At 31.4% G+C, this 13,669-nt stretch carries 17 protein-coding genes and 1 pseudogene; 17 read left to right on the forward strand and 1 reads right to left on the reverse strand.

Annotated elements, in window-relative coordinates:
- The first annotated feature begins 292 nt into the window (after positions 1–292).
- From ABWP20_RS16920 to ABWP20_RS16945, 6 genes and pseudogenes are all read left to right on the forward strand, one after another.
- A complete protein-coding gene (locus ABWP20_RS16920) occupies positions 293–1,408 on the forward strand; it encodes an MBOAT family O-acyltransferase (RefSeq protein WP_353097433.1) in 1,116 nt (371 codons plus the stop codon).
- 20 nt (positions 1,409–1,428) lie between these two features.
- Positions 1,429–1,710 carry a DHHW family protein gene (locus ABWP20_RS16925; protein ID WP_353097411.1) on the forward strand — a complete coding sequence of 94 codons (282 nt, stop codon included), beginning with the start codon at positions 1,429–1,431 and terminating at the stop codon, positions 1,708–1,710.
- A gap of 516 nt (positions 1,711–2,226) precedes the next feature.
- Positions 2,227–2,295, forward strand: a pseudogene (locus ABWP20_RS16930) (helix-turn-helix domain-containing protein); the annotation flags it as partial.
- A gap of 553 nt (positions 2,296–2,848) precedes the next feature.
- Positions 2,849–3,667, forward strand: coding sequence for a GNAT family N-acetyltransferase (locus ABWP20_RS16935; RefSeq protein WP_353097412.1), 819 nt, complete (start codon positions 2,849–2,851; stop codon positions 3,665–3,667).
- Between the two features lie 98 nt (positions 3,668–3,765).
- Positions 3,766–4,806: a S66 family peptidase gene (locus ABWP20_RS16940; RefSeq protein WP_353097414.1), complete on the forward strand. Its 1,041-nt coding sequence runs from the start codon at positions 3,766–3,768 to the stop codon at positions 4,804–4,806.
- Between the two features lie 287 nt (positions 4,807–5,093).
- Positions 5,094–5,264 (forward strand): DDE-type integrase/transposase/recombinase, encoded by a 171-nt coding sequence (locus ABWP20_RS16945; RefSeq protein WP_353097435.1) that lies wholly within the window; start codon positions 5,094–5,096, stop codon positions 5,262–5,264.
- On the opposite strand, the gene ABWP20_RS16950 is transcribed toward ABWP20_RS16945, so the two are convergent.
- Positions 5,261–5,401: a hypothetical protein gene (locus ABWP20_RS16950; protein ID WP_353097415.1), complete on the reverse strand. Its 141-nt coding sequence runs from the start codon at positions 5,399–5,401 to the stop codon at positions 5,261–5,263. The genes ABWP20_RS16945 and ABWP20_RS16950 overlap by 4 nt on opposite strands.
- Positions 5,402–5,478: 77 nt before the next feature.
- On the opposite strand from ABWP20_RS16950, the gene ABWP20_RS16955 reads away from it, so the two are divergent.
- The 11 genes from ABWP20_RS16955 to ABWP20_RS17005 all read left to right on the forward strand — a co-directional run bounded on the left by ABWP20_RS16955 (position 5,479) and on the right by ABWP20_RS17005 (position 13,560).
- The gene (locus ABWP20_RS16955; protein WP_353097416.1) at positions 5,479–5,604 is read left to right on the forward strand and encodes a hypothetical protein; all 126 of its coding nucleotides are present in this window, start codon (positions 5,479–5,481) and stop codon (positions 5,602–5,604) included.
- Positions 5,605–5,678: 74 nt separating this feature from the next.
- A complete protein-coding gene (locus ABWP20_RS16960) occupies positions 5,679–6,101 on the forward strand; it encodes an ATP-binding cassette domain-containing protein (protein WP_353097418.1) in 423 nt (140 codons plus the stop codon).
- Complete coding sequence (locus ABWP20_RS16965; RefSeq protein ID WP_353097419.1) at positions 6,088–6,990, forward strand: phosphotriesterase family protein; 903 nt, start codon at positions 6,088–6,090, stop codon at positions 6,988–6,990. Before ABWP20_RS16960 ends, ABWP20_RS16965 begins: the two co-directional genes overlap by 14 nt.
- 434 nt (positions 6,991–7,424) lie before the next feature.
- Positions 7,425–8,366, forward strand: coding sequence for a class A beta-lactamase (gene bla / locus ABWP20_RS16970; protein WP_353097421.1), 942 nt, complete (start codon positions 7,425–7,427; stop codon positions 8,364–8,366).
- A 762-nt stretch (positions 8,367–9,128) separates the two neighbouring features.
- The gene (locus ABWP20_RS16975) at positions 9,129–9,545 is read left to right on the forward strand and encodes an immunity 22 family protein (RefSeq protein WP_353097422.1); all 417 of its coding nucleotides are present in this window, start codon (positions 9,129–9,131) and stop codon (positions 9,543–9,545) included.
- Between the two features lie 98 nt (positions 9,546–9,643).
- Positions 9,644–10,207 carry a hypothetical protein gene (locus ABWP20_RS16980; RefSeq protein WP_353097423.1) on the forward strand — a complete coding sequence of 188 codons (564 nt, stop codon included), beginning with the start codon at positions 9,644–9,646 and terminating at the stop codon, positions 10,205–10,207.
- Between the two features lie 75 nt (positions 10,208–10,282).
- On the forward strand, positions 10,283–10,885 hold the full coding sequence (locus tag ABWP20_RS16985; RefSeq protein WP_353097424.1) for an SMI1/KNR4 family protein: 603 nt from the start codon (positions 10,283–10,285) through the stop codon (positions 10,883–10,885).
- 381 nt (positions 10,886–11,266) lie between these two features.
- Entirely contained in the window at positions 11,267–11,818 is a 552-nt protein-coding gene (locus ABWP20_RS16990; RefSeq protein ID WP_353097425.1) for a hypothetical protein, read from the forward strand.
- A gap of 91 nt (positions 11,819–11,909) precedes the next feature.
- Positions 11,910–12,446 carry an SMI1/KNR4 family protein gene (locus ABWP20_RS16995; protein ID WP_353097427.1) on the forward strand — a complete coding sequence of 179 codons (537 nt, stop codon included), beginning with the start codon at positions 11,910–11,912 and terminating at the stop codon, positions 12,444–12,446.
- A 74-nt stretch (positions 12,447–12,520) separates the two neighbouring features.
- The gene (locus tag ABWP20_RS17000) at positions 12,521–13,012 is read left to right on the forward strand and encodes a hypothetical protein (RefSeq protein WP_353097429.1); all 492 of its coding nucleotides are present in this window, start codon (positions 12,521–12,523) and stop codon (positions 13,010–13,012) included.
- A 149-nt stretch (positions 13,013–13,161) separates the two neighbouring features.
- Positions 13,162–13,560, forward strand: a complete 399-nt coding sequence (locus ABWP20_RS17005; RefSeq protein ID WP_353097431.1) for a hypothetical protein — start codon at positions 13,162–13,164, stop codon at positions 13,558–13,560.
- Positions 13,561–13,669: the final 109 nt, after the last annotated feature.

Below are 13,669 nucleotides of genomic sequence, written 5' to 3' on the forward strand. Positions count from 1 at the left end.
GTTGAAATATTGAGAGTGTAGCATCATTATTGAATTGTGATGAATAATTCAGGTTATATATTATTTACCAGGAAAACATCTGAGAAATATAATTTTGCTTACTGCCAGTTTATTCTTCTATGCGTGGGGAGAACCTATTTATATACTGTTAATGTGTAGTTCTATAATTATTAATTACTTTATAGGAATGATTTTAGGTAGAGATAATATTAGTAAAGAAAAAAGCAAATATTTCCTTATAATAAGTCTGGTATTCAATTTAGGTTGTCTTGCCTATTTTAAATATTTTGGCATGATAATAAGTACAATTTCATCAATTGGTAATTTGAACTTAAATTTGGGAATACCAGCACTTCCCTTAGGAATTTCATTTTATACATTTCAAACACTTTCTTATGTGATTGATGTATACAGTAGAAAAATAAAGCCACAGAAAAGTCTAATTAATTTTGCTCTCTACATTACTATGTTCCCACAATTAGTGGCTGGGCCTATTGTGAACTATGGAGATATTGAATCACAGTTAGCTAATAGAGATATGACATTTGATAAGTTTTATTCTGGAATACAGAGATTTTTATGCGGTCTGGCAAAAAAAGTGCTTCTTGCCAATAATATAGGAATGTTATGGTCTGAAGTAAAAACTATGCCTAACATAGAAGTTTCCATGATTATGGCATGGGCTGGAATAATTGCTTTCACATTACAGATATATTTTGATTTTAGTGGCTATTCAGATATGGCTATAGGGCTAGGAAAAATGTTTGGATTTGATTTTAAAGAGAATTTCCAGTATCCATATATTTCTCAAAGTATCTCAGAATTTTGGAGGAGATGGCATATATCTCTTGGATCATGGTTTAAGGAATATGTATATATTCCTCTTGGAGGAAGTCGTAGAAGCAAGTGGAAATTGATACGAAATTTATTTATAGTATGGTTTCTTACAGGAATCTGGCATGGTGCAAATTGGAATTTTGTTTTATGGGGGATTTATTTTGGAATTTTAATATTAGTAGAAAAATTGTTTTTGGAAAAATGTATGTCAAAGTGGCCAAAGGCTGTACGCCATATGTATATGCTACTATTTGTTGTAATAGGATGGGTGTTTTTTGAATTTACTAATTTGACAGATACTCTTAATTATTTACGTATTATGTTTGGATTGGGAGAAAATACTTTTATAGATAATCAAGGAATTGTAATGTTAAAGTCTTATGCAGTATTATATATTATCTGCATTATTGGAGCTACACCTTTACCAAAGAAATTTGTATCATTATTTCAAAAAAATCATTGGAAAATTTACAAATTAGCAGCAAACTTATACTATTATATGTTAATATTTTTATCAACAACATATATGGTTGCTTCAACCTATAACCCATTTATATATTTTAGATTTTAATATGTAGGAGTGATGAGTTAATGAATAACGATGAAGAATTTAATATTATAGATAAGGTACTATGTATGATTCCAATCTTGTTTATATTAACTATGCTTATATTGCATTTAACTTTGCCAAAGAAAACTTTTTCAATAGAAGAAAAGCGTTACTTAATACAATGGCCTACTTTTCACGTTGAAGAAGTATTAAATGGTACTTATGGTACTAAAGTTGAATCATATTTTTCAGATCAGTTTCCTTTTCGAGATTTTTGGGTTAAGATTCAAGAAGATACAAATCAGATTCTATTTAGAAATTGATTTGTATAACTTTAGTAGTTAGAGAGACCTTTATAAGTGATGACACTTAAGTAAATACTATAATAGATATATTTTGATTCAAACTATATTTTGAAATTAAAATATCATTAGCTCTATTTGTTATGTTTATTGTCACCTCAAGGCATATGGAAGTTGTAACCCTGTTTACAAGGAGTGAAGCGAGTTGTAAGTAGAAGTACGCCTCATGTCAGGAATGTCCAAGAGAAAGAGCATAGCGAAGTTCGATTGGAAACATTCTATGAATGAGAGTATAATTCTGATGACTCATTACAGTTCGGGGGAGAAATCGTAGGGTTTGACCATAATATATAGTGGTTGAAGGATTATTTTGGGGTTGAAAATCAGTGGAAAAACATCGTTTTTAGGAGTGTTTTATAGATGACATGTGGTATTGGAGAGGTGACAAGGTGAAAATGAGAAAAGTAGAGTTTAAAAAATGAGATTATTAGTTGTGATATTGGTAGATGAACGATATAGTATTAATGAAGATTAGTAGAATTAGATGCAATATGTAGGGCATTAGATTGTCAACCGGGAGATATATTAGAATATATCGTAGACTAATATAGATATAGGGAACTAAACTCGTTAGAATTAAATACTGTTATTTAGATTAAGTGATATTTAAATTATGTACATTAGTTTATTTAAGAATAGGGGAAATATTTAATTAAGTTTAACAATTAGACTATTAGCATTATTTATACTATTTAGGATTAATATTAGGAATTAAAAAAACAGAACAATTGTAATAGCTATTATTAATAGCTTGTATATTGTTAATAGATTTCGCACTGTTTTTAATGTTTATTTTAATACTTGCTATGTAGTTAATTGATATTTATACCAAGTAGGTAAAAATTATTACAAATAAATGGTTAAGATCAAGTTGACAATATGGAAAATATATGTAATAATACATGAAAAGTGAGTATGCTTAAGCATTTATATGTGAGCGGCATAGGGATTATGAAAGTCCTACACGAAAGCCTATAACCCTTCGGAGTCACTCTTATGAGTGATTTTGTGAGGGTTTTTTGTTATACAATGAAAACGGAATTTTTAGTTATTAAGAATATTTTTAAAATATTTTGTTCTATTTTAAGGGGGAGTATTGATGATTAGATTACTTACACAAGCTGATAAAAAAATTATTCTGGAATATCTTAAGAGAAGTGAAATTGAAACATCATTTTTATATGCTAATATTATTGAATTTGGTGTTGATAACAAAAAGGACGTAAGAAGATGTGCAGATTACTATGGATTCTTTAACGGACAGGTATTAAAAGGTATATTACCTTTTTATAATCTTGGTAGTTGTATACCTCACTACGAAGATACTGCTGCCGTGCCTTCTTTTGCAGAAATAATGAAAGATAGAAGATTTGAATTTTTACTGGGTATGGAAAAGGTCATAAAGCCCTTATATGAAAAAATTAAAAGCTATAAAGAAGTTCAGGAATATGATGAAAGTTCTTATTTTACAAACAGGAATTTTAAACCGTTTATATTAAATGGAGTAGATTTTATAAATGTAAATAGTTTAAGTGGTGAAGATATAGTTGGTTTTATCTTAGATGGTCATATAAATGGATTTAATCATGTTGTAACGAGGGAAGACATAAGAAAGACCTTAATACAAAGAGGAGAAGAAGAGGAATTTATTATTGCAAAAAAGGACGGTAAAATGGTTGCACAAGCATGTGTGCAGACATATACATCACAGATTAACCAGATTGGTGGTGTATATACAATTGAAAATGAAAGAGGTAGAGGGTACTATAAAGCAGTTGTATCTGAAATGTGTAGTAGAATTATTGCAAAAAATAAAATACCAACTCTTTCTGTTAAAAAGAATAACATACCTGCTGTTAAAGCCTATACTGCATTGGGGTTTGAACACTATGATGATTACTTGATTGTGAGATTTTAAGACTAGGTTTGGAGTATATTTACAAAATTAATCTTATTCGTAAGATATTATGAAATATAAATTGTTTATATAAAATAAATATAAGGGTAGGTGATAGTATGTTGAATTTAATTAAACCTCAAAAACTAAATAAAGGCGATAAGGTTGCGACTGTCAGTCTTTCTTGGGGTGGTGCAGGTGACAAAGATTTAATATGGCGTTACGAGCAAGGGAAAAAAAGATTGGAAGAGGTCTTTGGTCTTGAGGTTGTTGAAATGCAAAATACTTTAAAAGGCACAGAGTATATTTACGCTCATCCCGAAAAACGTGCAGAGGATTTAATGCAAGCATTCAGCGATAAATCAATTAAGGGGATATTTTGTTGTATTGGTGGAAGTGATAGTATTAGGTTGTTACCTTATATTGATTTTGAGGTTATTAAAAATAACCCTAAAATTTTTATTGGATATTCAGATAGCACAATTACACACTATATGTGCTTAAAGGCAGGACTTTCAAGTTTTTATGGTGCTTCTATATTGGTAGATTTTGCAGAAAATGTAGCTATGTCTGACTATACAGTTAATTGGCTAAAAAAGACCTTATTTTCAACTGAGGTACTTGGAAATATTCCACAATCAGATAAATGGACATCAGAAATTTTACCTTGGGAAATAAAAAATAAAGATACTCAAAGACGATTTAAACCAAATAATGGATATCAGCTTTTACAAGGAGAGAATATAGCTCGGGGAAGACTAATAGGTGGCTGTATAGAAGTGATGGAATTTATTAAAGGTACAGAGCTTTTTCCTAAAATAGATGATTTTGATAGTAGTATTTTATTTTTTGAAACTTCAGAGGAAAAGCCAGAACCACATTATCTTGAATATTGGTTAAGAAACTATGGTGCGATGGGAGTTTTAGAAAGAGTTAATGGTATAATATTTGGGAAACCACAAGATGAGATGTATTTTGAAGAATACAAACATACTATTATTAAAGTATTAGCTGAGTATGGCAGAGCAGATTTACCCGTATTATATAATTTAAGCTTTGGACATTCTGAACCAAAGTTTTGTATCCCTTATGGAGCAATGGCCGAGATAAACTGCAAGCAAAAGACATTTTCAATATTAGAATCAGGTGTTATTGACTAAATGATATGGGTATAATATGGTGACGTTGCTATAATATATATTTTATCTTTTGCTCATTCAATATGTTATAAATAGGCGAAGTATTATATGTAAAAGGAAATAAAATTAAAACTATAAAAGTATTAGGATATTAAAGTCTTAATGCTTTTGTTTTATACAAATATAAAATTAAATATAGAAATTAAAGGACGAAGTTTAGATTGAAGTGCAGCCTGTCAAGTAGACAATGTAAATGAAATATTGGACTGAACTCCTCTTTTCAGAAGAATCCACCTAAAGAAGGATTTATATGTCTAATGACTTATATGGATGTATATACTCGCAAGATTGTAGATTGGTCTATGGATAAAAATATGAGAGAGCAATTAGTAATCGATGCGTTAGAGTCCACTATATGGAATGAATCATCCAATGAAGGACTTGTTGTACATACAGATAGAGGATCTAGAGGTACCTAATTGAAGTTGAAAAACATGGTATTATTCAAAGCATGAGCGATGCTGGTAATCCTTATGACAATGGCATTATGGAATCCTTTATCTTCTACAATCCCAGCATATTTCAATCCCTCTACTGACCATGGATCAAGTCCCATATTAATAATAATCTCTTTTTCATACATAGAAAGAACTGAATGATAATGTTCTATAAAGAAGATTGGAGGAAAATTAATTGAATTCAAAAACTATAGAAACGCTCTCAATTAATACTGTTCGTGATAGTATCGTTGTTTCTGAATTTCTTGATCAATATATAGTGGACAACGATAAAGAGCAATCTTGGGTAACCGATCAATAATCTCATGGATTTAAAAGTATCATGCAACATGAGATAATATCCCTATAAAATACTTTTAATATTAACAAACAACTTTGTCAACATTAAAACAGCAGGGAGATGATAATTTGACTACTATGAAAATTGAAAAACATGAAATGTTTAAGTCCCAATGGCTGGAAATCATAAAAAGATATAGTGGTAGCAGCAAGTCAATAAGAGAGTGGTGCCGAGAAAAAAACATTTCAATAGGAAACTGGTTTGATGGTGGAATTCAACTATCTGGTGGACAATGGCAAAGGCTTGCCCTTACACGTGCATTAATTAAAGATGCTGAATTGCTGCTGTTTTATGAGCCTACTTCTATGTTAGATGATGAAGTTATGAAAAATTTTTTTCATAACTTAGACGATATATGTAAAGATAAGTTCTGCATCATAATAACTCATAGAGATATCCTTAATGAGAAAATACAAAAAATAACATTACATGGAGGAAAGATAATTGAAGAATATTAAACCAAAGGGTTATATACTTGTACATGAACATTTATTTAACCTCTATCCATATTCCAAAACAGAAGAGAATACTAAATATGCTTTGAAATTATTAGATAAGGTAGCAAAATATAATATAGATTATATTGTAGACTTAACCCCTTATGCTAGTTTAAATAAATACTTAGATATTATTGATAATTCTCCAATTGAAATTATATGCTGCATAGGATTCTATTGTGGTCGTCAAGTGAAAGCAAGTGATAAAAGAAAAACTGTTGAAGAGCTATATCAAAGCCTAAGAAATAAATATATAAAAGGGATTAGTAATAGAAAAATTAAACCAGGGATAATAAAGATTGCAACTAACTCAAGAAACCAACTTAAAGATTATGAGTGTAGATTTATCAACGCAGCTATTAAATTAAGTAATGAGTTCAATCTTCCTATTGCATTTCATTGCCCAAATAATACATATGATCATTTTTGTGAACTTTTAAAAATGGGTGTGAATCCTAGATTACTAATGATATGTCATTATGAAAAACAATATAATAAACTTAGTAGTGAGCAATTTGTTTCAGAGGCGTTAACAATTGCAAATAGTGGAAGCTTTTTACAGATAAATGATTTTGGTATGGTCCCAAAATCAAAGAAAACTAAAGCAATAATGAAGTTTGTTGAATCACTCATTATTGAAGGATACACAAAAAATGTATTACTAAGTTCTGACTGTAATTGGAAGTGGACAAATGGTTCTCCTTGTTTAAACCAAGGTAATTTAAACTTAGGATACAACTATTTGTTTGAATACACAATCCCCCTATTACAATCCATAGGTATATCAGCCAGAGATATTACTAATATACTTCAAAATAACCCAAGAAGATTACTAAATATAATAAGCTAGAGAGTGTTTATTTTATAATTAAATTAACTCGTTGTGCTAGTTAAAAATTATAAATAGAAAAACTCCAGCAATTATGTTAACCTATCATTAATGCTGACAAAGAAATTAAGATAGGAGGAAATATTTATGAATACTTAGGACGAGAGTTTTTTGAAGAATTATCAAAGCATAGAACACATCTTGCTGATGTTCTTGATGATCCTACTTTACATGGTATGAAGAACAGTGTTATTGAGAAATATTCAGACCAAGTTCACTTTATTTACGAGTTATTTCAGGTTGATCATATTGCTAATATTTCCAAATGTGAGACAATAAGCTGTCATACTGAACCTGATGTTAAGTATAAATGTAATGGCAAGGACAATGTTATAGAAGGTAAAGACAAGTTTAAAAATCACAAGAAAAATGGAGGATAAGAAAGGATAATTTATATGAAAAAATTAATATATTCAAAAATCAAGGTAAATAAGTTTAAAATTATTATAATTACTATACTTATGGCGCTTATGATCTTTGCTCTTGCTAGCTGTGGAAAGGTAGCCACTCAGCTACCAGTAAACAAAAAGTCTGATCCACAATATAATTCTGCATTTTCGCAGCTTGAAAGTGATTATGGTGCTAAGCTTGGTGTATATGCTTTTGATACAGAGACAAATAAAGAAGTTACATATAATTCAGATGATAGGTTTCCTTACTGCTCTACTTTTAAAGTTTTAACTGCTGGTGCAGTTTTACAGAAATATTCATTAGATGAACTTAAACAAGTAGTTAAATATACCCAAGAAGATGTTCTGTCTTATGCTCCGGTTGCAAAAGATTATGTTGATAAAGGTATGACTATTGAAGAAATTTGCGATGCAGCAGTGAGTTGGAGTGATAATACAGCTGCAAATCTTTTGTTTGACCTTATAGATGGGCCTAGTGGCTTTAAATCAGCACTTAATCAATTAGGGGATAAGGTTACAGAACCTGCACGTATAGAACCTGAACTAAATGATGCTATACCTGGAGATATTAGGGACACAAGTACACCAAGACAATTGGCTATTGATTTGCAAGCATACACAATTGGAAATATAATAGCAGATGATAAGAAAAAAATTCTTATTGACTGGATGTCAGGAAATGTAACAGGTGATAAGTTAATTCGTGCAGGAGCGCCAAAAGACTGGGTGGTTGCTGATAAAAGCGGAACTGGTTTTTATGGAACAAGAAATGATATTGCTATAGTAATGCCGCCAGATAAAAAGCCTATAATTATTGCAATATTGTCAACTCACGATACAAAAGATGCTAAACATGATGACGAACTAATTGCTCAAGCTTCTAAAATTGTATTTGACTTTTTTATCACAAATGAAAACAATAATTAAAGTAAGTTTATTTATATGGTAAATTAGCCTATGGATATTGAAAATGCATACAATAGGGGTGAGTCTAACTAAAAGACTAAAATATACTTTTGAAAAGATTTTATTAGAGCATACCCTAGACTGCTTCCAAGGATTTATATATATTTTACCATAGCAGAGTAGAGCCTTCAACTACGCAAATGTAAATCTCATGTGAGGATATATTTTATAAAAACAAAAATCCATCCATCGCCATTTTGAAAGGATGCTCTAAACAATACTTGGAATATAATATAAATTAGTTTGGCATATTGATTAAAACCAGTGTGCCTTTTCACTTTAAAGAAGGTAAGGAGGCGAATAGATAACTTGAAAGATATTGTAGTATAAACTTCTAAAGCTTCAGAGAAAATTAATATTCAAAGCAGTGATTTAAATAAAATTAGTACCGAAGTAAAATAAAATAGTAAGCTAATTGCTGTAACAATGGAGGAAATGGCTGCTGGTGCCGAAGAATAGTCCAGTCCATCAACTAATATTGAAGAATACATCAAGAATCAGTAAATTTTGATATTGCAGGATAGGATTGTAAATATTTTTCACCAACACTCCGATACATATAAAAAGGGGAATAGAGAAAAATTGGGGGAGTGGCAAAGGAAGTTTGTGCCAACTTATAGAGAAGAAGTATGCTCACTATAAAACTACGGCATTCGCTCCTGTAGGTGATTTATGCCCATCTCAGGAAATTTATATAATCTATGGAAACTTAGGAGGTTGGATATGCGAGAAGTTGAACAGAAAAGTTACACTTATAGTAATGACGAATATGTTTCTGTTTTTGTTGGTAACTGCAAATCGGAAAAATTACTCAATGAATATATGAAAAAGGATTACGATTTGTTAGAAGTTGATTGTATTGGTTCTGAATTTGGAGTTGATTTTGGAGTAAATACTTATGACGAGGATTTTTTAGTTGCGATAGCAAATATGCCACCATCAAAGTCACTAGAGGAGATTTTCGCTCAAACCGACATATTTTATATTGAAAAGCTTAAAGCAAACTATCCGAATGGCTTAGACGATTTTTATAATGCCGCTATTGTGGTTGGGAAATTAAAATATGAGGGTGATACTAAGGAAGTTCAAAATAATGAATTTGGGTGTTTTAGATTTCTAGCTACATTTTCAGAAGAATAAAATGATTGAGTAGTACGGGCTTTATGAGTATTTGTTCCTGTAGGCGAATTAAAACATAGCTACAAGAAATTTATATTTTATGTGATGAGGAGTTGGGTATGAAACCGAATTTGATAGCATTTAAAAATGAAAATATTGAGAACCAATACATTAATTTTGAGAATAAGATGAAACCAAGAATAGCCTGGGATAATAAATGGGGCGAATGGAACGAAACAGAACGTAATATCCTCATGGGAAGAAGTTCCGAAATGTATATGCTGGTGGATAACGCTGTATTTGAGTTTTATATGGATGAGAGTAATGAAAATGGCCTGTGCAGCAATGGAGATTTTTTTCCCGACATAACCGTTTTAACAGGGAATTACTATATAGGGAGGATTTCTTATAATAAGCAGTTAAAAGATGAAAAAGGACATCCATATGATAAAAAAGGTGACAGGTATCGTGACCTTTGGAGCCGTGATAAAAGCGGTAGCTATACCCATTTTGCTGATAACATGGATAATCTGAAATTTACATATCAAGTTATTATTGAAGCTCGTCTGACTGCTCTCGAACAAGGGGTAGAGCAGGATTATGTGGGTATAGACTTCTCACTGGAGCTAGAAAACATTAACGATGAAATAGAGGTAGAAATACTAAGCCATGATGTTATATGAAAATAAGCATTCGCTCCTGTAGGCGAATTAAAACAAAGTTACAGGAAATTTATATTTTGTTTGGAGGTTTCTACAATGAATATAGCTGAAAAGTACATTCGTGGCTTGCAAAAAGCCTATTGCGATAATGGTCAGAAAGATGAATGGGAGCATTTTGCCAGTCTGGTAAATGGTGTTTGCGAGGCGGATTTAGCACAACTACGAATACTCTATCCCAACATTCCCAAGTCTCTTGTGGAGCTTCTTAAATTTGTAGATGGAACATACCATAAAGAGTATAAAGGCGAAAAGATAGTATTTTATTTTCTTGGCTCAGACGTAGAGGAATACCCATATTATTTGCTTTCTGCAAAAGAAATGATTGAAAACAAGAACGAAGCATTTGAATATTATGCAGACTATATTGACCGTATGTTTGATGATGACGTCAAAGTGGATGCTAAAATTATTGATAATTCTAAGCAAATGAATTGGTTGCACTTCTCTGATTGCATGAATAACGGTGGAACATCACAACTATTTATAGACTTTTCGCCTTCTGAAAGCGGCGTTAACGGACAGATTATAAGATTTTTACACGACCCTGACGAGATAAAAGTAATTGCAAGTAAATTTGACGAATACTTACAAATGCTATTTGATAGTGCGTATGATTTTATTTGCGATGATGAAGTCTAAGGCGAACATAATGAGCATTCGCTTCTGCATGTAAATTAAACAAAGCTACAGGAAATTGACATAGTAGGGACATTACAAATTATATACATAGCCCATTTGAATGAAATATTAAAAGTAAGGAGAGATCACAATGGGAAAACGCGGAGATTCTTTCGTGGAAAAATGGCATTAGGTTTATTTCTTTATGCTGGTATTTAAACAACCAGTGGAGATACCGTCTTTTGAAAAATTCCAGGAGGCACTGTCTAGGAAATTTGGAAGGGTGCAGCCACTGGCAGACGGACCGCGAATGCTGGAAAAGTGGCGACTGGTCGTGACAGGATTAAAACAATGCTGCGGGAAATTTATATAATCTATATTCGATGAAAGGAGTGTGGAATTTTGATACAGAGAAGTTTTCGTGTTTTTGCTACAAAAGAGGATTTGTATTTTGCATTTTCTCAATTTCAAAATACCATAAGTGTCTATTACGCTCCGACATATTCAGATGTAGGAACTATTCAGATTGATGATATCACCAAAGTAAAATCATTTGGAGTGAATCACAATGGCAGTCATATTGGAAACAATCAATTCCTCGTATTTCATGAAGGTAAAAAATGTATATGGGAGCAATATCAATGCAAAATTGATGTCGGAGTAATAACTAGACACTCTTCTTTTTATGATGAGGATGAAGAGTGTATTGTCATAGATTTGGGCGGGATTTACGAAGATATCAACCTTTTCCCAACAACAATAAGCACTATGCATTATGATATTGAATCTTCAAAAGAATTATATAATGCAATTAGAAAGGTTTTTCGAAAACTTTCTGTAAGAACAATAAATGGATATTTCATATGTTCAGATGCATATGAGAAACGATCGGAATATAGATTTTGCACAATAGATATCAGATCTCCAAAAGAATACGATTTAATAGTGGAATAGAGCTGTTGTGAAGCAGTGAAATTATGAGCCTTCGATCCTGTAGATGAATTAAAACAAAGCTACAGGAAATTTATATAATAGAGGGATAAACATGCCTATCTATAAATCAGAACAATATAATATAATATTAAAAAGAATAAAAGAAAAATGTAGAGACGAAGATATTTTCTTGGGAGAAGAACTATTAGAACAGGAAATCAGCTTATTTGAGGAGAAACATAATGTCATACTTCCTGAAGCTTATCGAAAATTTTTGATTGAGGTTGGCGATGGTTGTGATATGATTGATGGATTCAAAATGAAATCTCTTGCTAGTATAGATGAACTGATATCAGAAAAATTATCAGTAACTTTTCCGTTTGAAAACCCTTGGATTTTGGAAGGTGAAGAATGTGTATCTGAATCCCGCCTGTTGGAAGTAGGAAATGGAAACATTGAGCTTATCTATATAGGAGATTCACAATCCTACAATTTAATTGTTACAGGGAAATGTCGTGGGGAAATCTGGTTTTTTTGTGACGTAGGAATACAGCCCTGTTGTCAGCGTCAAGATTTTTTAGGTTGGTTTGAAAGATGGATTGATAGCGGTAATGATGTTGATTATTTTACAGAATATCATTATAGATAAAATGAGCATTCGCCCCTGTAGGCGAATTAGAACAAAGTTACAGGAAAATTTATATTTGTAAGGAGGGGAAGTGTATGGAAATCAGTGAAACTCTTTATAACAAGCTCATAGAGTGTAATTGGCTAGAAAACTGCGGAACAAAACGAAAATGTCAGTATAGTTTTGAAACGTATCAAGTGATGGATGCTCATAAAATGTTGAAGAATATACAATCTATAAAATGGGAAAATGCATGCCTTGATAAACGAGGATACTTAACAGAGTATTTGTGTTTAAACGTACAAGGTGAATATGATAAATATTGGAATACTACTGTAAGGACGATTAAAGCCAATTATTTACCGAAGATTTTAGATAAAATCCAAGTTGCAATAGGCGATAATAATTTACCACAGGAAGTGATGCAGGATATCCCGTTTAATGTGTTAAATATCTTTATGGCGGAGTTCTATTCAACGTATTATGCAAGCGAGTTTTCAAAGCAACTATTGGAGATATATTTATCAGGACACTTGCCCTGTGGCTGGCATGGAAAATATCCTGACGGAATGATTATGATGTTTTAATACAGCTAATGAGCATTCGCTCTTGTAGGTAAATTAAAATAAAGCTACAGAAATTTTATATTTGGTGGAGGCTTAGTGAGAACTATTATCCACAAGGTTGGAATATATTTAGATTTATGACAAACAGGAAAGAAAACAGGTGAATATAAATGACAAAAGCGGAAGTGAGGCTAAAAATAGCCATTCATGCAGGAAGAAGCAATGACTTCTCAGAAGGATATAGATACGCTTTAAGGTATGGACTTAAAAATTTACTTGAGTTGCAACAAAAATTTGATGAAATTTTTCTATGCTTGAAAGAATTGAAAGAATTCTTTTACTTACCAGAAGTTGAACGGGAACTTTTGGCAGATTTAAACGAAATATTATATGGAAGTATTTTGTATAGTAATAACAAAGAATCAAATTATTGTGTAGTACAGATTTTTTCGGAAATTTTATCTGAAACTCTAGTTCATCTTTTGGAAAATGCTGAATACCCATTTGAGGCATTCGATAACTACAAAGAAAACTATGACGACATATTAAATAGGGAAATAAAACAGTAAGCTTCAGTTTCTGGGGAGGTTATGAGCAGACTACAAAGCTGATAAGCTACAAATGATAGTGTTAACTAGAGTATGAAAAACTAGATTAAAGGAATTTAGCCTAAATAGA

The organism is Tissierella praeacuta (assembly GCF_040396155.1).
Lineage (GTDB): Bacteria > Bacillota > Clostridia > Tissierellales > Tissierellaceae > Tissierella > Tissierella praeacuta_A.

What these genes read in the sequence shown, in the direction of transcription:
- ABWP20_RS16995 (WP_353097427.1), top strand. Translation starts at nt 11,910, where the DNA reads ATGCCTATCTATAAATCAGAACAATATAATATAATATTAAAAAGAATA.
- ABWP20_RS16985 (WP_353097424.1), top strand. Translation starts at nt 10,283, where the DNA reads ATGAATATAGCTGAAAAGTACATTCGTGGCTTGCAAAAAGCCTATTGC.
- ABWP20_RS16975 (WP_353097422.1), top strand. Translation starts at nt 9,129, where the DNA reads ATGCGAGAAGTTGAACAGAAAAGTTACACTTATAGTAATGACGAATAT.
- ABWP20_RS16950 (WP_353097415.1), bottom strand. Translation starts at nt 5,401, where the DNA reads ATGGGACTTGATCCATGGTCAGTAGAGGGATTGAAATATGCTGGGATT.
- ABWP20_RS17000 (WP_353097429.1), top strand. Translation starts at nt 12,521, where the DNA reads ATGGAAATCAGTGAAACTCTTTATAACAAGCTCATAGAGTGTAATTGG.
- ABWP20_RS16935 (WP_353097412.1), top strand. Translation starts at nt 2,849, where the DNA reads ATGATTAGATTACTTACACAAGCTGATAAAAAAATTATTCTGGAATAT.
- ABWP20_RS16940 (WP_353097414.1), top strand. Translation starts at nt 3,766, where the DNA reads ATGTTGAATTTAATTAAACCTCAAAAACTAAATAAAGGCGATAAGGTT.
- bla (WP_353097421.1), top strand. Translation starts at nt 7,425, where the DNA reads ATGAAAAAATTAATATATTCAAAAATCAAGGTAAATAAGTTTAAAATT.
- ABWP20_RS16980 (WP_353097423.1), top strand. Translation starts at nt 9,644, where the DNA reads ATGAAACCGAATTTGATAGCATTTAAAAATGAAAATATTGAGAACCAA.
- ABWP20_RS17005 (WP_353097431.1), top strand. Translation starts at nt 13,162, where the DNA reads ATGACAAAAGCGGAAGTGAGGCTAAAAATAGCCATTCATGCAGGAAGA.
- ABWP20_RS16925 (WP_353097411.1), top strand. Translation starts at nt 1,429, where the DNA reads ATGAATAACGATGAAGAATTTAATATTATAGATAAGGTACTATGTATG.
- ABWP20_RS16920 (WP_353097433.1), top strand. Translation starts at nt 293, where the DNA reads ATGATAATAAGTACAATTTCATCAATTGGTAATTTGAACTTAAATTTG.